Origin of the sequence: Nocardia brevicatena NBRC 12119 (assembly GCF_000308495.1) — a bacterium.
Classification (GTDB): Bacteria; Actinomycetota; Actinomycetes; order Mycobacteriales; family Mycobacteriaceae; genus Nocardia; species Nocardia brevicatena.
This window is the reverse complement of the sequence record NZ_BAFU01000248.1, coordinates 71,227-91,452: the sequence shown is the minus strand read 5'-3', so window position 1 is coordinate 91,452 and position 20,226 is coordinate 71,227. Positions and strand designations below refer to the sequence as shown.

21 protein-coding genes and 2 pseudogenes are annotated in these 20,226 nt (G+C 65.6%); 8 read left to right on the top strand and 15 right to left on the bottom strand.

The window, feature by feature from the left end; all coding sequences use genetic code 11:
* Positions 1–633 precede the first annotated feature (633 nt).
* The 6 genes and pseudogenes from ON20_RS32415 to ON20_RS32400 form a co-directional block, all read right to left on the bottom strand.
* Positions 634–1,233, bottom strand: a complete 600-nt coding sequence (locus ON20_RS32415) for an RraA family protein (RefSeq protein ID WP_218002748.1) — start codon at positions 1,231–1,233, stop codon at positions 634–636.
* Between the two features lie 89 nt (positions 1,234–1,322).
* On the bottom strand, positions 1,323–2,261 hold the full coding sequence (locus tag ON20_RS32410) for a DUF5996 family protein (RefSeq protein WP_040842026.1): 939 nt from the start codon (positions 2,259–2,261) through the stop codon (positions 1,323–1,325).
* Positions 2,262–2,283: 22 nt separating this feature from the next.
* Positions 2,284–3,024: a flavodoxin family protein gene (locus ON20_RS32405; RefSeq protein ID WP_040842106.1), complete on the bottom strand. Its 741-nt coding sequence runs from the start codon at positions 3,022–3,024 to the stop codon at positions 2,284–2,286.
* Positions 2,927–3,838, bottom strand: coding sequence for a PhzF family phenazine biosynthesis protein (locus ON20_RS35500; RefSeq protein WP_281032956.1), 912 nt, complete (start codon positions 3,836–3,838; stop codon positions 2,927–2,929). Before ON20_RS35500 ends, ON20_RS32405 begins: the two co-directional genes overlap by 98 nt.
* Positions 3,768–3,983: pseudogene (locus ON20_RS40145) on the bottom strand (PhzF family phenazine biosynthesis protein); the annotation flags it as partial. The pseudogene ON20_RS40145 and the gene ON20_RS35500, both read right to left, overlap by 71 nt.
* 158 nt (positions 3,984–4,141) lie before the next feature.
* On the bottom strand, positions 4,142–4,546 hold the full coding sequence (locus ON20_RS32400; protein ID WP_218002746.1) for a transposase: 405 nt from the start codon (positions 4,544–4,546) through the stop codon (positions 4,142–4,144).
* Between the two features lie 197 nt (positions 4,547–4,743).
* Between ON20_RS32400 and ON20_RS32395 the strand changes: the two genes are divergently transcribed.
* Positions 4,744–5,412 (top strand): TIGR03086 family metal-binding protein, encoded by a 669-nt coding sequence (locus ON20_RS32395; protein ID WP_218002745.1) that lies wholly within the window; start codon positions 4,744–4,746, stop codon positions 5,410–5,412.
* 272 nt (positions 5,413–5,684) lie between these two features.
* A pseudogene (locus ON20_RS38410) lies at positions 5,685–5,948 on the top strand (ATP-binding protein); the annotation flags it as partial.
* Between the two features lie 272 nt (positions 5,949–6,220).
* Here the strand turns inward: ON20_RS38410 and ON20_RS37215 are convergent.
* From ON20_RS37215 to ON20_RS32375, 3 genes are all read right to left on the bottom strand, one after another.
* Positions 6,221–6,571, bottom strand: a complete 351-nt coding sequence (locus ON20_RS37215) for an LppP/LprE family lipoprotein (protein ID WP_157229184.1) — start codon at positions 6,569–6,571, stop codon at positions 6,221–6,223.
* A gap of 452 nt (positions 6,572–7,023) precedes the next feature.
* Positions 7,024–7,641: an MHYT domain-containing protein gene (locus ON20_RS32380; protein WP_051163739.1), complete on the bottom strand. Its 618-nt coding sequence runs from the start codon at positions 7,639–7,641 to the stop codon at positions 7,024–7,026.
* Positions 7,642–7,756: 115 nt separating this feature from the next.
* A complete protein-coding gene (locus ON20_RS32375) occupies positions 7,757–9,451 on the bottom strand; it encodes a hydrogenase maturation protein (RefSeq protein WP_040842022.1) in 1,695 nt (564 codons plus the stop codon).
* 319 nt (positions 9,452–9,770) lie between these two features.
* On the opposite strand from ON20_RS32375, the gene ON20_RS40140 reads away from it, so the two are divergent.
* On the top strand, positions 9,771–9,896 hold the full coding sequence (locus ON20_RS40140) for a hypothetical protein (RefSeq protein WP_281032950.1): 126 nt from the start codon (positions 9,771–9,773) through the stop codon (positions 9,894–9,896).
* A 400-nt stretch (positions 9,897–10,296) separates the two neighbouring features.
* Here the strand turns inward: ON20_RS40140 and ON20_RS32360 are convergent, their stop codons facing one another.
* Both ON20_RS32360 and ON20_RS32350 read right to left on the bottom strand, forming a co-directional pair.
* A complete protein-coding gene (locus ON20_RS32360; protein WP_051163738.1) occupies positions 10,297–10,947 on the bottom strand; it encodes a zinc ribbon domain-containing protein in 651 nt (216 codons plus the stop codon).
* A gap of 742 nt (positions 10,948–11,689) precedes the next feature.
* Positions 11,690–12,604 (bottom strand): LysR family transcriptional regulator, encoded by a 915-nt coding sequence (locus tag ON20_RS32350; protein WP_040842019.1) that lies wholly within the window; start codon positions 12,602–12,604, stop codon positions 11,690–11,692.
* A gap of 263 nt (positions 12,605–12,867) precedes the next feature.
* On the opposite strand from ON20_RS32350, the gene ON20_RS32345 reads away from it, so the two are divergent.
* The 5 genes from ON20_RS32345 (at position 12,868) to ON20_RS37210 (ending at position 16,176) form a co-directional block, all read left to right on the top strand.
* Positions 12,868–13,368, top strand: coding sequence for a 2,4'-dihydroxyacetophenone dioxygenase family protein (locus ON20_RS32345; protein WP_051163737.1), 501 nt, complete (start codon positions 12,868–12,870; stop codon positions 13,366–13,368).
* Complete coding sequence (locus ON20_RS32340; RefSeq protein ID WP_040842017.1) at positions 13,365–14,225, top strand: mycofactocin-coupled SDR family oxidoreductase; 861 nt, start codon at positions 13,365–13,367, stop codon at positions 14,223–14,225. Before ON20_RS32345 ends, ON20_RS32340 begins: the two co-directional genes overlap by 4 nt.
* Before the next feature lie 11 nt (positions 14,226–14,236).
* Positions 14,237–15,013, top strand: coding sequence for an SDR family NAD(P)-dependent oxidoreductase (locus tag ON20_RS32335; protein ID WP_040842016.1), 777 nt, complete (start codon positions 14,237–14,239; stop codon positions 15,011–15,013).
* A 9-nt stretch (positions 15,014–15,022) separates the two neighbouring features.
* The gene (locus tag ON20_RS32330; RefSeq protein ID WP_040842015.1) at positions 15,023–15,682 is read left to right on the top strand and encodes a hypothetical protein; all 660 of its coding nucleotides are present in this window, start codon (positions 15,023–15,025) and stop codon (positions 15,680–15,682) included.
* 185 nt (positions 15,683–15,867) lie between these two features.
* Positions 15,868–16,176 (top strand): hypothetical protein, encoded by a 309-nt coding sequence (locus tag ON20_RS37210; RefSeq protein WP_157229183.1) that lies wholly within the window; start codon positions 15,868–15,870, stop codon positions 16,174–16,176.
* A 195-nt stretch (positions 16,177–16,371) separates the two neighbouring features.
* Here the strand turns inward: ON20_RS37210 and paaK are convergent, their stop codons facing one another.
* From paaK to paaC, 4 genes are read right to left on the bottom strand one after another with little or no spacing between them, the layout of a single operon-like run.
* Complete coding sequence (paaK, locus tag ON20_RS32325; RefSeq protein ID WP_040842014.1) at positions 16,372–17,682, bottom strand: phenylacetate--CoA ligase PaaK; 1,311 nt, start codon at positions 17,680–17,682, stop codon at positions 16,372–16,374.
* A 24-nt stretch (positions 17,683–17,706) separates the two neighbouring features.
* Positions 17,707–18,801 carry a 1,2-phenylacetyl-CoA epoxidase subunit PaaE gene (gene paaE / locus ON20_RS32320; RefSeq protein ID WP_040842013.1) on the bottom strand — a complete coding sequence of 365 codons (1,095 nt, stop codon included), beginning with the start codon at positions 18,799–18,801 and terminating at the stop codon, positions 17,707–17,709.
* Between the two features lies 1 nt (position 18,802).
* Positions 18,803–19,306 (bottom strand): 1,2-phenylacetyl-CoA epoxidase subunit PaaD, encoded by a 504-nt coding sequence (gene paaD, locus ON20_RS32315; RefSeq protein WP_040842012.1) that lies wholly within the window; start codon positions 19,304–19,306, stop codon positions 18,803–18,805.
* Positions 19,307–19,308: 2 nt separating this feature from the next.
* Positions 19,309–20,220 (bottom strand): 1,2-phenylacetyl-CoA epoxidase subunit PaaC, encoded by a 912-nt coding sequence (gene paaC / locus ON20_RS32310; RefSeq protein WP_040842011.1) that lies wholly within the window; start codon positions 20,218–20,220, stop codon positions 19,309–19,311.
* Between the last annotated feature and the right edge of the window lie 6 nt (positions 20,221–20,226).

Sequence of the window (20,226 nt, the reverse complement as noted above, 5' to 3'; positions counted from 1 at the left end):
CACCCCCTGGTAGGGGTGATCTATCGGTGGCGCCTCTTTGGACCCGGCGTCACGACCGATAGCACCCCTCGGCTGCGGTTACTCCGATATCCGCCCGATTTTCGGCGGGTACTATGGCGTCCCCTCGACGAAAGCGGCGACAAGGGCGGGAAACTGCTGCTCGCCCTTGGGTAAGGGACCGGCTTCGGTGTCAGACCGGCGCCGGTCGGCGTGGCGGTTATTGAGCGCAGTACCCGGCCGGGGTCAGGCAGGTCAGCCGACCGGCCACCCAGCCTTGTGCCGGGGGTCGGGCCGTTGCGTACGCGCACCTGGCGTGGGGTTGTGTCATTTCTCCGACCAGAGGGGATACCGCAATGACCACGACTGCTGCTGTTGCGACAACGATGCCCGGCACCGACGCCGCCCGCCTAACGCTCGAGGCCATCGCCTGCCGCCGTGCCCGCACGCCCTATCCCCCACACAGGTGAGCCTGCATCACCGTGCACGCGACCGCCGCCCGTCCGGATGTCGGCAGCACGTGAATACCGACCCCTGCGTGGCACCGGGGCGTCGACGAGGGGTTTGAGCCCGACACGGCGCCCAGCGGGGACCGTGTCGCTGGGCGACTCACACCGCCGCGGTAAACCGCGGGTCTCATGTGTTGGCGGGCTTGCCCGCCCAGCGCTCGTCGCGGATCCGAGCAGCGGCTTCGACGTCTTCACGCTCGACTGTGTCTGCTTCGTCGAGCACGCGGCTCAGACTGTCGGCGGGGATAACCACCGCGCCGGCCACGTCGGCATACACCAAGTCGCCAGGTGTGACAGTGACGCCGTCGATCTCGACGGCGATGTTGGCCGCGTAGGGCATCACGGTGTCCCCACCCCAACGGGTCGCTTCGCCACGGCACCAGGTCGCGAAGTCGTAGCTGCGCAGCTGTTCGAAATCGCGCAGCCGTCCGTCGGCGAGTACACCGGCGAGCCGGTGGTACTCAACTCTGCCCAGCTTGGTGCCTCCGCCGTGGGATACGTCAGGGTAGCCGCCGCTGGACAACACCAGCACCTGCCCGATCGGCTGTTGTCCGAGCGCCTCGTAGAACAGTTCGCCGAACCCGAGGTTGGCTTGCGGCACATCATCGCGGTAGGGCATAAACGCGATGGTGGCCGCCGGGCCGAACATCGTCCGCCGGGGTTCGGGGCTCTTCAGTGCAAGGATATGTGCACGGTGACGATGGACGCGGCCCATCGCGTCAACCAATGTGGCGCATCCGTATTCGGCCGCTCGGGCCGCGAGATCGCTGTTGTCGACACTGTTCATGCGGCTTCGCCGCCCCCTTTCTCGTGCTGTTATCGGCGCTGTGACCAGCGGTCAGGATGGTCCTCGAGCAAACTGCGATCCCAGCCGCCGTGTTCGGCGGCGGCCTCGTAGCTGGTTTGCAGAAAGGCGAGAAGCGTGCGGTCGGGGTCATCGGCGGTGCGCACCACCTCGTAGGGCAGCAGGAATTCGCCTTCGTCACGGCTGTAATACGCCTGGGGCGGATGGACGGGATGCTCGGCGAAGCCGTCGGGCTCGGGATAGGCGTAGGCGTAGAAGGCGCCCTCCTCGCCACCGGGCCAGAATCCGCAACTACTGAGTTCTCGCGAGTAACCCTCAACCATCACCCAGTCACCCAAGTTCGGTGCGCCGCCGGGGTGTCGTGGGGCGGGGCGGCCGGAGAATCTGGTGCATGCGAGGTCCATCGCGCCCCAGAAGAAGTGCACCGGGCTGGCCTTGCCGATGAAGTAGGAACGGAAATAGCCCATCACCCGATTGGCCTGCAGCAGCTGCCGCCAAAACATGTGCGCTGCCTGCGGATCGTAGGACGCGTGTTCGTGGTCCTCGGCGAACGGAATCGCGGGTTCGACCTCGTTAGGGTGCGGCTGAATGTGTGCGTCCATTCCAAGCTCGCCGAGAGCGTGGAATATTCGGGCGTGGAACTCAGCGACCGACATCGCCTGCAGGGCAACGCGCCGGGTTGCGCCGGTGGTCGTGTGGATCAGCAGCTGGTGGTCGATGAAATCGAACTGAATTTCGAAAGCTTCCGCGCGGTGAGGGATTAGCGACGTCGTCAGACCGCGCGGGCCGACATACAGCGTTACCTGCCACCAGTGATTCAATAGCGGCGCGTATTCCAAGCGAAGTTTGCCGACGATCTGAAGCCACATATGCAGTGTCTCGCGCGTGTCGGCCCAGTCATCGACGCGCAGGCGGGGCCATAGGTCTGTGCCGCGTTGCTGTGCGGTCATGGTGTCTCCCTCAGCTCGACGGCTATCGGTGTTCGGGATTGTCGGACTCTGGTCGACACCCCGCGTCCCACTGGCTGCGCTGATTGCCGTAGCCGGGGATACCGTCGTTGGCCTGCAGCATCCGGGCCAGGTGAAGCAGGTTGTAGGTCATGAAGGTGGTATTGCGATTCGTGAAGTCGTTTTCCGGCCCGCCCGAGCCGGGATCGAGATATGAGGGGCCGGGCCCGGCTTCCCCGATCCACCCGGCATCGGCCTGCGGGGGAATGGTGTAGCCCAAGTGCTGCAGGCTATAGAGCACGTTCATCGCGCAGTGTTTGATGCCATCTTCGTTACCAGTGATCAAACATCCGCCGACACGACCGTAGTAGGCGTATTGTCCACGCTCGTTGAGTACGTTCGAACAGCCGTAAAGCCGCTCGATCACTCGTTTCATCACCGAACTGTTGTCACCGAGCCAGATGGGCCCGCACAGCACCAAGATGTTGGCGTCCAGCACTCGGTCGAACAGGGCCGGCCATTCGTCGCCGGCCCAGCCGTGTTCGGTCATGTCCGGCCAGACCCCGGTCGCGATGTCATGATCGACCGCGCGCACGATGTCGACCTCGACACCATGACGGCGCATGATCTGCGAACTGCGCCGAATCAGTCCCTCGGTGTTGCTGACCTCAGGTGAGCGTTTCAACGTTGCATTCACGTACAACGCCCGCAATCCAGCCACCGACAGGCCCGCGACTTCGCCCTCGTGCTCGGCCCCTGCGCTCATCGTCACCCACCACCGGCCCAGCGGAACATCGACGCGATGCACCGAGCCCGCCGGTTTTCGGGGCAAAGACACTGAATACACCGCATACCGAATTTCCTTCCAATCGGTGGGCCGCCCGAGATGCCGACCCGAAGATGTGACTGCGCGACCAACACCTACATGTCCGTTTCCCTTCGAGACAGCGGACCATCGCGGCCACGTCGAGGCCATACATCTGCATACTGCTTGTCTGCGATCCCGATCTCGCGGTGTGCAGTCGACTACCCTGCCGGCGCCGATGGAAACATCGGCAACCCGTCGGTGATCGTGATGTCACCGGCCCGGCCCAACCGGCGGCCTCGGGAGAGGCGGTAGCTGCCCGATACTGCGCCGGTTGGGCGAGCCACTGCCCGACCGAGGCGTTCATGCTGCCGCAGACAGGGTCCTCGGCTACCCCGATGACGGGCGCAAACGTGCGCATCTCGGACGCGTGCTCCGACCCGTCCGGGTAGGAGCCGATCGCACCGACCATCGCGATCGGTATCTGTGACAGGTCCGGCTCCAGGTCGAGCACCTCCTGAGCGGTCGCCGGCCGCGCTACGGCCCAGCCGGGGCCGTTGTCCACCCACTGGTGGGTCGGCACTCGGTCGCTGTCGATGCCGAGCGCCGTAACGATCCGCTCCAGATATTGCTCCTCGAGATCCCCGCGCGGCGCGTGGGCGGAGCAGCGAACGACGGCAACCGTCGCCGCGGCGCACCTCGACCGGTCCCGCACTGCATTCCTGCACGACCCGATCGGCGTTTCGTGGGGTTCCGCCGTGCTCGGGCCAGGCATGCGCGGAGCCGAGCGTGGGGTGGCCGGCGAATGAGAGCTCGCCACCGGGGGTGAAGGTCCGCAACCGGTAGTCGGCCTCCAGGGTCGTGGGTGGCAGCACGAACGTCGTCTCCGACAGATTCGTCCACCAGGCCGCCCGCTGCATGGCCTCGGCACCGACGACGAACTTGTGGCCATCGGGTGGCGCGGGGTCGCTGAGGTGCGGCGCGCTGTCTTTTGTTGGACGTTGGTGTGCTGTGTCGTCCAGGTCCAGGGTGTGTGTCGAAGTGATCGAGAGTGGGCGGACCGGCGGACCGCCCACTCTCATTCGTGGCGGAGCCATTGGTTGATGGCGGCGACGTGGATGGTCTCCAGGTAGCGAACCGCGAGTTTGTCGAACCGGGTCGCGACTGCCAGGTGTAGTTCGAGCTGGTTGGTGCCGCGTTCGACGGTGTTGCGGTCGCGAGAGAGCATCGAGCCGAACGCAGGTGGCCGTCCACCGGCGCGGCCGCGAGCGCGGCGGTGGACGGCTTGATCGGCCGGCACCGGGATCGTGGCCTTGATCCGGCGCCGTCGCAGCCACACGCGGTTGTGCGACTGGGATAGGCCTTGCCGGCCAACACCCGGCCCGGTCTGTGCCCGGCCTCCACCGGGTTTGGGTACCTCGACCCGGTCGAGGATCGCTGTGAGTTGTGGGCCGTCTCCGGCCTGCTCGGCGATGACCGGCATTCCCATCACCCGGCAACCGGCCTCGCACGCCGGATGCAGCTTCGTCGTCCATCCGCCTCATGACCGGCCGAGTGTGTGGTCGTCGGGCTCGCACCCACCGGAGCCGCCCGGCGGTTCGGCTTGGCCGTTGTGGTCACGGCGGGCACCGGCTACGTGTCGATGGGCCCGCATGATCGTCGAGTCCACAATGGAATGTGATGTCGGGTATCCGCCGGCATGAGTTGCCGGCGAAAGTCGGATTGGTCGATATGACCGACGTACTGACAGGGATTATCGATCGGTTCGTCACGGCCAGTGCCGAGTTCGAATGGAGATTGCGATCGGTCCGCCCCGGGCAATGGACGTCGCCGACTCCGTGCACGGAGTGGAACGTGCGTCAGCTGGTCAATCACATGACCCGGGGGAATCTGAGTTACGTCGGTTTGCCGACAGGTGGCACCGGCGCAGATTTTCTGCGGATGCGAGACGTCGACGCTCTGAGTGGCGACCCGGTTATCGCGTATGCCGCGTCGGTGCGGGAATGCGCCGACGCGTTCGGCCGGCCTGGAGCGCTGCAGCAGCTACTGGATTACCCCTTGGGTCGAGTGTCCGGGCAACAAGCGCTGGCTGTGCGCACCACGGATACCGCCATTCACGCATGGGAGCTCGCGCGGGCCGTGGGTGTCGATGATCACCTCGATCCCGGCCTGATCGCGTGGATCGATGACAATCTCGAAGCGATCTACGCTGGTTTGACGGAAACACCGGTCGCCGCGGAGACGACGCATCGGTTCTTCGCCGCTCCTGCATGCGCACTCACTGACGACGCATCTCCGCAGGACCGGCTGTTGCACCGTATGGGCAGGAATCCGCAGCGTCGGGTGTGAGCCGTTGCCGCCAGGGCTTCAGGTCTCGAGCGACCGGGTAGTCAGGGACTGTCCAGGCGCGCCGGTCCAGAGCCGGGAAGAGATTCGCGTCATGGGCGCGCTCAGGGTTGCCGGAGGGCGATATCTCCATCGAAACCAGCGCAATGCCGAGACCCGGTGGACGCTGTCGCGGTTCAGCCTGCGCGCCGGTTGAACCCGTGGATGAGTGTGCGGTGTAGGCGGGTGTCTCGCCATCCATCGGGTCAGTGAGGCGGCCCCGCTGGACATCTTTCCGCCTGGCCGGGGCCCACCATGCGGGCCGGTCGAAGGCCGAGCTGATCAAGCTCTGCCGCTGCCCGCTGCTGGTCGTCGACGAGGTCGGCTGTGCACATCTCGTTGGAGAACGAAGCCGCCAAGCTGTTCTTCCAACTGGTCTCCTCCCGCCACGAACGCGCCTCACTGATCGTGACCAGCAGCAAGGTCTCGGCTGTTGGGGCGAGGTGTTCGGCAATGACATCGTCGCCGTGATCAACCGCCTCGGCCACCACGCCGAGATCTCGAGGCCGACTTTTGCCGGTCTCCTACAGTTTCCGGCCCAGGCGGCGCGCGCACGACACAACCGCGGAGATCCAATATTTCGGCACTCGAGGCTACCGGCGGGTGCTGGGATGCGTGGAGACACGCACGCAGGGTTCGGCGAGCGGCCCGCAGAAAATGACCGGTGGACAATACCGGCACCACACTGCGAGCCGACTCGACCAAGGACTGCTCGCCGCATTGTAGCCGGGCGTTGAGGGAAAGCGAAATCCAGCAGGATCGGCCGGACTGTTCAGTTGTCCGGCGGGAACTGTCCGTTCGCCTGCACGGTGGTGCCGCTCAGGGTGAACGTCACGACGCTCGGTCCTCCCTGCGGGCAGCACAGCGGGTCGCTCTTCTCCGGCCAGCGGTACTGCACCGACACCGTGTCGCGGGTCTTGCCCAGCACTGTCGTGTACGCGTACGGCTGCGTACTCGCGGTCCCCAGATACTTTCCGCCGGTGAAGAACAGAACATGCGTGCCGGGATGAATTCCCGGCCATTCCACCGTCATCCACGACAGCACCCCGGAACATCCCGCCGCGATCGGATCCTCGCTCGCCCCTTGGATTGTCCAGGACCCGCCGCCGGTCGGCGCGGCCAATCTGGTGACCGCGGCCGCCGCGAGCGCCGAGTTGGCGTCGAAGCACAGGCCGTGGCCACTACCCTCCGGCGCCGCCTGCGTGCTGGGAGACTCGGTCGTCGCAGCGGGTGGTTCGGGAGCCGCCGTGGCCTCAGGAGGCGGTTGTGGCGCCGTAGCCGGTTGTGGCGCCGCCCCCGGCTGTTCGCCGACCGCTGGGGTCCGTGCCCCCGCCGGACCCGCCGGTGACGCGGTGATCGTACTCCCCGCCGACGTTGGAGCTCCGGCTGATGTGCCCGAGTCGGTGCCGCATGCGGCGGTTGCGATCACGACGGTTGCAGCGATCGACACCACAGCCGATAGTCCGACGTTCATTGCGCACTCCTCGAAGGTCCTTGAGCAAGCTGCGGTTTCGATATTCGTTCGTGCACGTGATCATCGGCGCACCGAAACCGGCGCACCACGGCATCGTGACGTTACGAATATTGCTGTCCTCCAACTGTTGTCATAAGTGTCGGACCGACTGCCATAAGCGTTACAGGGATACATCCAGCGGCGAGTCCCGGGACGCCAGTGGCGCATTCGAGGGGTGTGCCACCCAGACCAGGTGACAGCCGCCCCCGCAATGGCGCCGAACCGAGGTGGCAGCGACGATGAGCCGCCGATACGCGCAGGCATTCGATGCCCGCGTCGGTGTTCATCGTGTACATGCCGATGTAGTGCATGACGGCCACATCGAAGTCGGTGGTGGCGCCCCCGAGTGGCAGCATCGAACTCTCCCGCCGGCCACGCACGACGATCGACAGTCCGAGCCACACCACCACGATCGCTACCGTCGCGCTGAACACGGTCATCGGCACGTGGTAGCGGATCCTCCCACCGTAGGTGGAAAAGCCGAGCATCGCGGTGAAGTGTATGACCCGGATTCCGGCACCACCGAGAGCGACAGTTGCGGCGACGAGCCGGCCGCCGCGCCACTCGGACGATCGGGCATGGACTGCGCATCGCAGACCGAGGACGGGTCCGACGACCGACATGGTGTAGGCCAGGGCGGAGGTTATCCATCCGGCGCTGAAGTGATCGAGTTTCAGCACGTAGATACTCCGTGGCCAATGCGGTCTCGGATAAAAGCAATCCGAGGACGAAGAGGCCCGGCTGTCGAGGGTTGGAGAACGGTTGTCGGTTGGGGGCAAGCGTGGCGTGTGGGGATCAGCCGAGCAGATGCGGTGGTGTTCGGGTGGGGCGCACTGCGTGCACGAAGTGTCGCCGCAGCTCATGGTAGGGCTCACCTGGGGCGAAGAAGTTGCGGCGCATATGGCTCAGCTCCTCGCCGCGGTAGGCGGCCAATGGCTTGATTGCCTCGTCGGCGGCTCGGCGTTGCTTCTTCGCCACGAGGAGGCTCGCCAACTCCGGGCTGTCGGCCAGCTCTGTCGCCGCACGTCGTATCGAGATCCAGAAAATCTCGGCGCTACCGGGTAGGACGCGGTCTGCCAGGCCGAGCGTCGCGGCGTCTCGGGTACCAACAGGAAGAGCTTCTCGCATCAGGCGCTCGGCCTCGGCCGCGCCGACACGCCGGGGCAGTGTGTAGGTCCAATATTCCGAACCATGCAGACCCATCAGCCGATAGTGCGGATTCAATACGACAGATTCGCGGCACCAGACCTCATCGGCGGCCAGCGCCAGCATCACACCGCCGGCCGCCGCATTTCCTGCCACCGCCGAGATCACGAACTTGTCCGTGGTGGTGAGTATCGCTTCCACCAAGTCGTTCATGGCGTTGATGTTGAGCCAGGATTCCTCGGCCGGGTCGTCGGCCGCCTCGATTACGTTCAGGTGGATGCCGTTGGAGAAGAAGTCTCGGCCCGGGCCGAGTACGAGTACATCGATCGGCCGCGCACACGCCTGCCGGAAGGCTGCCAGCAGCCTACGGCATTGGCGAGTACTCATCGCGCCGCCGGGAAAGGAGAACTCGAGGTAACCGACGGTGCCCTCTTCCCGGTAGCGAAGCTCGGACCAGGTATCACGGAAGGCGGCCGCGGCAGGTGCGACCGGGACTTCCGGAACCGATGCGGGCAGTTCGGACCCGAGCGCGTCGGTGGCGGGCTGCTTGAACGTCGGTGGGCCGCCTGCCACACGGCGGGGACGCAGCTGCGGCAGCCATACCGCGCCATCGACAGTGGCCCGACAGATCGCGCCGTCTCGGGTGGCTATCACGGTGCCCGGAACGCCGCGCAACCGATCCTCGCCGTGGCCGCCGTGCAGGTAGTACTCCCGCCCGTACAGCTCGTCCAGGACACCCGGTTGCGAATCGGCGGCGCGCAGCTTCCGCAACACGACTGCGGTGTCGTCGGCTGTCCAGTCGATCCGGCGTATCCGCTGATCGTGATAGGGACGCAGTTGTCCCCGGACATCCGGACGACGGTAGTCCAGAGGCTCGGGCTCGAACCGGCCATCGGCGAAGCGGTCGACCGCGAGTAGCACAGCCCGCACGGCGGCGTCGGCGAGCTCGTTGCGGTACAGTTCGCTTTTGCCGCAGGGCTGGACGGTGAACGGTACCGAGGCCCAGATCGGGCCTGCATCCATCTCCTCGATCGCCTGAAGCACTGTGACGCCCCACTCGTGTTCGCCTTCGTGGATGGCCCAGTCGAGGGATGAGGGCCCGCGGTCCCCCTTCGGTCCCGGGTGCATGATCAACACCGTGTGCGCGGACCAGATGTCCTTCGGAATCGCCGTGGTGAGCATGGGTGCGAGGATCAGCTTCGGGTGGAAGGCCGCCACTCGTGCGCGCAACAGGTCGTCGTCGAGGGCCAGCTCGACACCAACGTAGTGATCGCGGGTGCACAGTTCGGTGTATACGCGCTGGGTAAGGCTGTTGAATGCACTAGCGACCAAAAGAATGCGCACTGTCGCCCTCCATCATCTGATATGAAACATCGATACCTCATATTGGTGTCGTCTGAAAATAGCCGTCCTGCGGCCGATCCGCACCTCGTCGCGGTTCGCCTCATACCCCGAACCGGGTTGCCTGTCCCCGACGACGTTGCCCCGTAGGAATTTCAGCAGAAGCGGGCCTGAGACGAGCGGCACGAGAGCACCGACAAGGTCGCCGCGCATCTGGACACGCGCATTCGGGATATGAACGCCAAACGCGCAGCCGCGGGAGAGAAGACCACAGTCACCGATACGACAACGAGCCGACATCGACGAAGGCGCACGCGACGGAGTGACCAGCGCTGAACGCAAGGATCCGGCCGAGCTGCGGCGCAGGACTTACCGGTTCGAGCTCGAGAACGAGGTGCTGCGCAAGGCGGCGGCGTATTTTGCGCGGGAGAACGTCCTCCCGAAATAGTGTTCCCGGTGGTCGCTGAACCGGCCGGGATCTTCCGACGCCGCCGAGGTTGCACGACACAGGATCGGCAGGCCGGTCCACACCCGGACCCGGTCAACCGCCGCTTCGACGCCGAGCCCGGACCGGCAGTGGCGCATGGACGTAACCGAAAGGCTTCTGCATATCCGTTGACAGCAGCGCGACGACTCCTCCGGCCGTCGGTCACAATCCCTCATCTGGTCCGGTAACGGCCACCAGCACATCACCACGTGCGCGCGCACCCTGTCGGCGCGTACTGGTCGATGGTGCTGGATGCCCGCCGAGCAGAAGTATCGACCCCGTCCCATCTTGTCACCAACCCTGGGACATCCGCAGAGGTCGGCCGGGACTCACCGCGAGTTCGCCGCAGCGGTACCGGAATTTACTGGGGTCGGCCGCAGTTCGAGCAGAACGCCGCACCTACCTGAACCGCCCGTCCGTAGCCGCGGCAATCCGAACGCAGGTCGAGCACGGTGCCACAGGCGGAGCAGAAGTGACCGCCGGAGGTGGTCGCGCCGCAGGTCGGGCAGGACACCCGCGCCGGTGTGGCGACGTCGTGCTGCTGTGCCCAGTCCTGCCGGTGCGCCGCGTCGCGGATCTGTACCTCGCGCGCCTCGGCCTGAGCTTGGGCAAGCTGGTGGGCGACCATGGGTGAGCAGCGGGCGCACTGCCCGACCTGCTCGTTCCAGCAGATCCGAGCACACACCCAGGATCCGCAACCCCCGCAGAGCCGGAAGTCGTGTTTGACTTCGTCGACCGCGGTAGCGAATGCCTTGTCCTTTGTGCTCGACGCCGAGCCGCCCCAGGCGTTGGAGTAACTGTCGGCAGCCGAGGATGCCTTGTACAGCACGCTGAAGTGATCGCCGAAGAGGTCTCGTAACACCCGCAACAGCCCGCGCCCACGCGAGAAGTAGTTCTGCTGGTAGGAGGAGCGGTACTCGGTACTGCAGCGATCACAGCGGAACTCCCACTGGAAACCGTTGTCGTTCGACTGGTCGGAGTAGTAGCTGGTGAACACCACCGGTGCGGCCATAATGTGATCGATTCCTCGTGCGGCTGGACGGGATGCGGCGAATGGACACCCGGACCACCGGAGCACCTTTCGTCAGGTTCTTATCGCACAAACCGTCGGAGCGCGCAACGTTTCATCAGCACACCGCGTGTGGATCGACCCATGACTACATTGTTCGCCTGCACCGTCGCGATCGCAGGCGGAGCGTTCGGGCCTTCGCCCACATGTTCGGGGCCCGTGACGTTCGCTTTGCCGATCTGCGGGAAGGATTCGCCTCGGACCACTCTCGCGATCAAATCGGTGGACGGGCAGGCGCTTTCCTCACGTCGTCGACCGTTTTGCTGTCCGGCGCGGTCCGGTACCGCGTCTGGGTAGATTGCTGTGGTAACCGGGTATCGGCTTGCTCCCGCGTCCGGGGACATCGATGCTGCCGGTGGAGGCGATACCGTGGCACGGAAAGCCGACCTTGCAATCGAACGGGAAATCCGATCGGATCAGCCCGGTCGCGTCGACCGTCTGCCGGGAGATCCGCTCGAGCGTCGGACAACTCGGTGGGTTCGCCCCTTGGCAATTACTCGACCCGCCGGCCGACTTCGGCATGGCCGTGCGCGAAGGAAAGGCCGCATTCCCGTACGCTCGCCGCGATTCGAGGCGCCGCCGGAAGGCATTAAAAGCTTTCAGGTCCGGCAAACCATATCTTTCTCGGCACAACCGAATAGACACGACCACGATGAGCAATTTCGGTTTGTTTCGAGCGTCCCTGTCACGGCATCGATGTCAGGTCCGACGGATCAATATTCAGTTCGTTGATCCGCCGTGCGGCGTCCCGGAGCGCCTGGGTCAGGGGCGAGGTATCCGCCAGTCGGGTGCACAGGCACAGCGATGCCGGTTCCACATCGTGTATCGGAACGAAGACCACATCGGGATGGCGATGGGAGTCCTGGACGAACCCGCTCGTTATCGAGATGGCCGCGCCGGAGGCGACGACCTCGAGCAGTTCGTCCATGGTGCGTACGGAGGGTCCGTAAACGACTTGTCTACCGCTCGGGCGCGGATCGCATGCCCACCAGCGAACCCACTCCTGGTCTGCCTCCTGGTCGGTCACGTGCGGTTCGCCGTCGAGATCGGCGACCGAGACCGATGTTCTACCCGCCAGAGGGTGTGTGGCAGGTACGGCCACGACCCTGGGTTCCTTGCACAGGACATCGAGGCGCAGGCCACTGGCGTCCGCCACGGGCGGACGCATCAGCGAGGCGTCCACCTTGGCGTTGCGAACGGCCGAAGCCTGCTCCGACCAGGCGAGTTCGACGAGCTGGATGGAAGCGACGTGCGCTTCCCGGCGCACCAGGTCCAGTAGTGGCCGGGTGCGCGCACCGAGGGCCGCGGTCATGAAGCCGAGGCGAAGCGTCTCACCGTCGACCCGCACCGTGTGGAGCGCTCGCTGGGCGGCGGCGAGCGCGGCACGCGCCTCGGGCAGGAAGCGGCGCCCGGCCGCGGTCGGTTGCAACGGGTGCGCCGACCGGTCGATCAGTTCGACACCGAGTTTGTTCTCGAGTTTGCGGATCTGCTGGCTCAACGCGGGCGGACTGATGTAGAGCCGTTGCGCGGCGCGGCCGAAGTGGCCCTCGTCGAGCACCGTGACCAGATATGAGACCAGATGCAGGTTCAGGTCTACCACGACAGCCTCTCTCGCCGTGGGCCGGCGGAACCCGCCCGAATGCCGCCGGCCTGTATTGATAACCGGAAGGTTAACACCTCCCTCGAGTAATGTAATGGACATCACATCACAGTAGAAGCCACATTGGTAAATGTCCCGCCTCACGGAGACCGGCGCAATGAATTCTCGTCATCGCGGCCGCGGAAGCGGTGCTCAACGCATCCCATTCACTCGAGAGGACCCGAAACTTGACTATCTCGACGCCTGTCGGGTCGGCCTTCTGGATGAACAATCCCGGGGTCACCCCGAAGGGCTCGCGAAAGGAATTCATAGACCCCGACGCGATTCCTTGGACGGACTGGCTTATGCCGGGAACCCGTTTCAAACTGCTCTATGCGAATCTTGTCAACGGCAGCTTCAGCCTGATCCTGCAAGTCGATCCCGGCGTACAGGCCACACCGCATTGGCATATGGGCAATGTGCAGGCCTACATCCTGGAGGGCGGCTTCCATTATCACGAGGACGATCCAGGCCGCCAGGGCACGTACACCTGTGAGGTCGCAGGCGCCGTCCATCAACCGATCTCACCGCAGGGCACGACCATGCTGGCCTTCGTCGAGGGCCCGATCGCTGGTTACCTACCCGACGGCGGCCTCGGGGTCGTCGCCGATGCCCGCCTGCATTACTACATGGCACGCGACAACGATGCCGTTGCACTGACCCAGGTGGTCGACTACGCCACGGACCCCTCCGTATCCATGCACGACCGAAGGGGTGACCGATGAGCCGCGCTTCCGGACGACTCGCGGGCAAGGTCGCTTTCATCACCGGGGCCGCTCGCGGACAGGGGCGTGCACACGCCGTGCGGTTCGCGCAGGAAGGCGCCGATATCGTACTGGTCGACCACTGCGGTCAGATCGATTCGGTTCCTTATGCGCTGGCCACTCCGGACGATCTGGCCGAAGCCGTGCGACAGGTCGAGCAGTGCGGCGCCGGCGTACTGAGCGTCCAGTGTGATGTCCGCGACCTGGTCGCGCTGGAACGGGCCCGCGATGCGGCCATCGACCGTTTCGGACACGTCGACGTACTGGTCGCCAATGCCGGTGTCGGCAGCTTCGGGCCGGCGCTCGAGATCACCGAACAGCAGTGGCAGGATGTTATCGATATCGATCTGACCGGCGTCTGGAAAACCGTCCGAGCCATCGTGCCGTCCATGGTCACGCGCGGCCAGGGCGGTTCGGTAATCCTGACCAGTTCGGTCGCCGGCCTGGTCGCGTTCCTCAATCTGGCCCATTACACCGCGGCCAAGCACGGCGTTACCGGGCTCATGCGCGCTCTTGCCGCCGAACTCGCCCCACATCGGATCCGAGTCAACTCGATCCACCCCACCACCGTCGACACGCCGATGATCGACAACGCCGAAACCCGTGAGCTGTTCCTTCCGGGAGTCGAAAACCCGAACCGGGAACTGGCATCCGAGCTCATGAAGGGCCTCAATGCCCTGCCGGTTCCGTGGATCGAATCGATCGACGTCAGTAATGCCGCATTGTGGCTCGCCTCCGACGAGGCGCGCTACGTCACCGGCGTCGCTCTACCCATCGATGCCGGTGCCACCGCGCCCTACAAAGTCCCGCACCAGTAACAAAGGACAGCATGCTCAACACGGCAACACCCCAGAAATCCATCGTCACCGGCGCGGCATCGGGAATCGGCTATGCGATCGCCGAGCAACTGATCGCCGCGGGCGGCAAGGTGGTCGCCTTCGACCTCGACTCCGCAGGACTGACCGCAGCAGCCGAAAAGCTCGGTGACGCCTACATCTCGCACCCGGGAAGCGTCACCGACATCGGCGATGTGCAGGCGGCGGTAACACTGGCCGAGTCCGAACTCGACGGCATCGACAGCCTCTTCAATGTGGCGGGGGGCCTTCGGCCCGCTCCGATCACCGAACTCGCCGAAGACGACTGGGACTTCACCGTCGACGTGGTGCTGCGCAGCGTCTATCTCTGCACGAAATATGTCGCGCGCAGCATGATCCGGGCCGGCAAGGGCGGCGCGATCGTCAATATCGCCTCGGTCAATGCCCACATCCCGCTCTACGGCGGGAGCGCCTACGCGGCAGGCAAGGCCGGCGCGGACATGTTCGGCAAGAACGCCGCTCTGGAGCTCGCCCCGCACGGTATCAGGGTCAACACCGTCCTGCCCGGATTGGTACAGACACCCATGGCGGGCTTCATCCTCGAGAACGAGCAGATCATGAGCGAGTTCTACGCCAACGCCGTCCTGAAACGCCCAGCGCAGCCCGCCGAACTCGCCGCGCCCGCGGTATTCCTCGCCAGCGGCGCCGCCGGCTACATCACCGGAGCGAGCCTCGTCGTGGACGGCGGTTACGAGATCGGCAGCTACCCAGACCTCAGCAAACACCTTTAGGAGTCCGAAATGACCACGTTACAGGGACACGACACGGCCGCACCGCGCACCTCCTACGAGCAAGAGCTCGTCCATATGATGGACGATATCGACGCGCTGATCGACTCGCTGCCCAACCCGACCCATCGGAAGATCCTCATCAACTACCGCAGGCATGCGCTCCTCGAGGTCTCCGGCCGCTACGATGAACTCCTCGCCCCCGAGATGACCGTCACCCATCCGCACTACCGCATCTTCGAAGGCGGGCAAGGGGTCATCCTGGACGGCATGGACCAGGTGCGCAGCTTCTACCAGTCCCTGGCCGAGCTGGATATGCTTGTCATGTGGACCGGAAGGCAGCATATCGCCGTGGGTGATCACGGCTTCTCCGGCGAAGCCGAGTTCAGCCAGTTCGTTCCGGGAAAGATGTTGGGCGACAACGTCTTCGGATCGATCGGCGACGATGCGAAGACCGCTTCGGAATACGACCCCGACGCCTGGTATCTGGTCCGCCGGACCCTGGCTTTCGTATGGCCCTACGACGAGCACGGCAAAATGATCGGTGAACACGTCTACGAGGACACCAACTCGAAGACCGTCACCCCGGTCGACGCCGGGGACGTCATCTCCGGCGCTCGCGCCGCCGAGCTGCTCGCTCCCCTCATCGACAAGTACCGGCTACCCGCGTAGCGATCACTTGCCGCACGCCGAGTAAGGCATCACCGACGGTAGGCCCGAGCCCGCGACAGGGCTCGGGCCTACCGTGTCCGGCGAGGGGAACAGATGGATCTTCGGCACCTGTCCATGGTGCGAGGGTCCTGTTCCAAGAGCCGGAACACGTGTGGAGGACAGGGTCGTCCGGGTAGGCGAATGTCATGACCACCGCGTCGACCCCGGAGAACCGGCGCAACTTTTCTCTCGATGAGGGCTACGTCGTCGATCTCGAAATCGACTACCGCGGTGAAGGTGTGCTCGATACCGAAGTCCAGGACGCTGAACAGCGAAATACGCCCATATCCATGGTTTTTGCGCGAAACTACCGAGCCCTGTCAGGGCCGATTGGCGCACGGCTCTTTGGCCGTGCACGCACCAGAGGACAGAGCAGTGCGTCGGCTGCTGCGAAACAGCGAGGCGGGCAGGCTTCGTCGGGTGGCATGCCGCGAGGTGGTACCGCCGTATCGTAGACGGCCATACGGCCGACTTGGACCGAACCCCCGGTGCGGCAGCCGAGCGAACCGTCGAACGAATACCGCATCCGACAACAGCCTGGTATCCAGCGGAACGAAGACCTGCGAAATCGGTTTCCGCCAGGCGCCGAAACGCTCCGTCGACGACGGCGCCACGACTGTCACGAGGGTTCGTTCGGCCGGCTCCATGGCCTACTTCGGGCGCAGGTCCACCAGCCGCCGCGCCTTACCGAGTGACCGCTCGATCGAGTCGGGAGTCAGTACATCGACGACGACACTGACGCCGATTCGTTGCTTGATCTGCTGTTTCAACGCTACAGCCGCCGATAGGCGGTCATCGGGGGAAGTGTCGACCCGACATTCCACCCGTACGGTCAGTCGGTCCAGGCGTTCGGGCCGGTCGAGAACGCACTGGAACTGCGGCGACAGCGCCGGGACACTCAGGACGAGTTCCTCGATCTGTGAGGGGAACAAGTTCACCCCGCGCAGGATGATCATGTCGTCGCTGCGCCCGGTGATCTTCTGCATACGCCGCATGGTCCGGGCAGTGCCGGGAAGCAGCCGGGTCAGGTCCCGGGTCCGATACCGCACGATCGGGAAGGCCTCTTTGGTCAGGGAGGTGAAGACGAGCTCTCCCTCGGCGCCGTCGGGCAGCACCTCGCCGATCTCCGGGTCGATCACCTCGGGGTAGAAGTGGTCCTCCCAGATGTGCAGGCCGTCCTTGGTCTCCACGCATTCCATCGCCACGCCGGGACCCATGACCTCGGACAGCCCGTAGATGTCGACGGCCTGGATGCCCAACTTCTGCTCGAGTTCGGCGCGCATGGACTCGGTCCACGGCTCGGCGCCGAAGATGCCGGTTCGCAGCGAAGTGGTGGCCGGGTCGATGCCCTGCTCGATCATCGCGTCGACGATCGTGAGCATGTAGGAGGGAGTGACCATGATGGCCTCGGGCCGGAAGTCCTGGATCACCTGGATCTGGCGCTCTGTCATGCCTCCGGACATGGGGACCACCGTGCATCCGAGACGCTCGGCGCCGTAGTGCGCGCCCAGTCCGCCGGTGAACAGCCCGTAGCCGTAGGCGATGTGCACCATATCGCCGGGGTTCACCCCGGCGATACGCATACTGCGGGCGATCAGATCGGCCCAGTTGTCGAGATCCCGCCGGGTGTACCCGACGACCGTGGGTCTGCCGGTGGTGCCGGAGGAGGCATGGATCCGGTTCACCTGGTTCCGGGGTACGGCGAACATGCCGAACGGGTAGTTCGCCCGCAGTTCGGCCTTGGTGGTGAAGGGGAAGCGGGCCAGATCGGAAAGTTCCCGAAGGTCCGAGGGGTGCACCTCGGCGGTGTCGAACGCCGCGCGGTAGTGCGGGACGTTGATGTAGGCGTGGTTCAACGACCAGCGCAGCCGCTCGAGCTGCAGGGCCGCGATGCGGTCGCGGTCGGCGTACTCGATATCGGTGTCGGAGACGTTCTCGGGTGCGGAAGCGGCGGTGCTCATGGCGGGTTTCCTTCGTGAACGCGGTCAGCGGTCGAAGTCGACCGTGAGAGTGTCGGTGGTCGGATAGGTCTGGCAGGTGAGTACGAAGCCGGCGGCTACCTCGTCGTCGTCGAGCGCGTAGTTGCGGCGCATGTCGGCCTCACCGGCACAGACCAGGGCCCGGCAGGTGCCGCAGACGCCGCCCTTGCAGGCGAAGGGCAGGTCGGAGCGGACCTGCACGGCCGCGTCCAGGATGGTTCGGCCCCGCGGCAGGTCGGCGATGGTGGAACGCCCGTCCAGGGTGATGGTGACCCGGCTGGTGGGGCCGGTCTCCCCGGTCTCCCGATGCCGGTTCGGGGGCGGCGGGACCTCCCCCACGTAGAACAGCTCACGGTGGATGCGGGACGGGTCCATGCCGAGTTCGCCGAGCACCGTCACCGCGTCGGTGACCACGCCGAGCGGACCGCACAGCCAGGCGTGATCCAGGGCGTCGAGTGGAACAAGCTCGGTGAGGATGGCCCGGATCCGCTCGGCGTCCAGTCGCCCGGAGAACAATTCCACATCGCGCGGCTCTCGGGAGAGCACGTGGATCACCGACAGTCGGGGACCGTAGCGGTCCTTGAGGTCGGCGATCTCGTCGGTGAACATCACCGAGCGGGTGCGCCGGTTGCCGTAGAGCAGAGTGACGTGGGCATCGGGGTGGGTCAGCACCGAGGCGGCGATCGACAGCAGCGGTGTGATGCCCGATCCGGCGCCGATGAGCAGGTGGCGGCCACCGTTCGCCGGGTCGGCTGTGAAGGCACCGGATGGTTCCTGCACGTCCACGCGGTCACCGGCGGAGACCTCCCGCACCAGCCAGCGGGAGAAGAGCCCGGCCGAGACCTCCCGCACACCCACGCGCAGTGCCTGCCCGGCCGGGGCGCAGATCGAGTAGGAGCGTCGGTGCTCGATGCCGTCGACCTCGCGCCGCAGGGTGAGGAACTGTCCGGGTCGGAAGCGGAACCGCTCACGCAGTTCGTCGGGCACCGCAAAGGTGACGGCCACGGCGTCGTCACAGAGCCGTTCCACCGCCGAGACGGTCAAGGTGTGAAACACCCCCGTCCGTGGTACGGGCGCGGGTCGCCGCGTGGCGATCGTCATCTCAGATCTCCTTGACGTGGTCGAACGGCTCATGGCACGTCCGGCACCGGTAGAGCGCTTTGCACGCGGTGGCTCCGAACTCGGAGATGCGCTGGGTGTCCGGCGAGTCGCAGCGTGGGCAGAGCACTCGGCGTGCGGCGGGAGTCAGGGTCAGCGCGACCGGCCCAGGGCGCGGCACGGGTCCCGGCGGCGAGTAACCGTGCTCGCGCAGCTTGCGGCGGCCGTCCTCGCTGATCCAGTCACTGCTCCAGGCCGGCGTGAGTACGGTATCGACCCGCACCTGCGGGTGGCCACTACGGCGCAGAGTGCGCGCGATGTCAGCCCGGATCTCGGCCATGGCAGGGCAGCCGGAGTAGGTCGGAGTGATCGTCACGACCACGGTGCCGTCGGCTTCGGCGTGTATATCGCGTAGTATCCCCAGGTGTGCCAAGGTCAGCATCGGCATCTCCGGGTCCGGGACCGCCGCGGCGATCCGGCGGACGGCGTCGAGGGCGTCGGTGGCCATGCTCACCACCGCCCTTCCGGGTGGGCGCGGGCCACGCTCTGCATCTCGGCGAGCAGAACCGTGAGATCGTCGGTGTGCTCACCGCGACGCCCGATCGGTGTGGGCGTTGCGGCGTCGGCGGTAGGCAGCTCCAGGTTCGCGGCGTCGAGGATGGTGGCCAGGATGCGGTCGAAGTCCGCGCGCAGCCCGGCCGGGTCGGCCGCGATGCCCGCGCCGGTGAGTTCCCGCTCCTCGTCGGTGATGGCGAACAATTCCCCGACGAACGGCGCCAGCGCGCCAAGGCCGTTTCCGGTCCGGCTCCGCGACTCCTCGGTGCCGTTTCCCAGCACGACCAGCCGGCGTGCGGCGTAGTCACGGTGGTAGGTGAGTTCTTTGAGGCCCTTTTCCGCGATCGCCGACAGCACCGGGTCGCCGGAGTCGCGCAGGCGGTCGAACAGCAGCGTGCGCCATGTAACGAAGATGAGCAGCCGCGCGACGGTGTGCGCGAAGTCACCGTTGGCAAGTTCGCACAACCGCACGTTGCGGTAGTTTCCGGCGTCGCGGAAGAACGCCAGCGCGTCCTCCGCGGGCACCGGCGAGGTGGGCGAAATCGCCGGAACGACACCGGGGTCGGCAGCGGCCGCGCGGGCGAACAGCAGTCGCGCCTGCCCGATCAGGTCCAGGCCGATATTGGCGAGGGCGACTTCCTCCTCGAGTTCGGGGGCGTGGGTGCACCACTGGACGAGTCGCTGGGCGCTGACCAAGGCGTCGTCGGCGAGCATCAGGCAGTAGCATGCCAGCGCGCCGTGGTCCACGCCGGCCGGCACCGAGGTGTCGGTACCCGCCGGCGGGTCGTCGAAATCGCCGCCGAAGGCCCACCGATCGTGGTTGTCGCCCTCCAACAGGCCGGAGTAGGCGTTGTCGTGATCGATCATGACTGT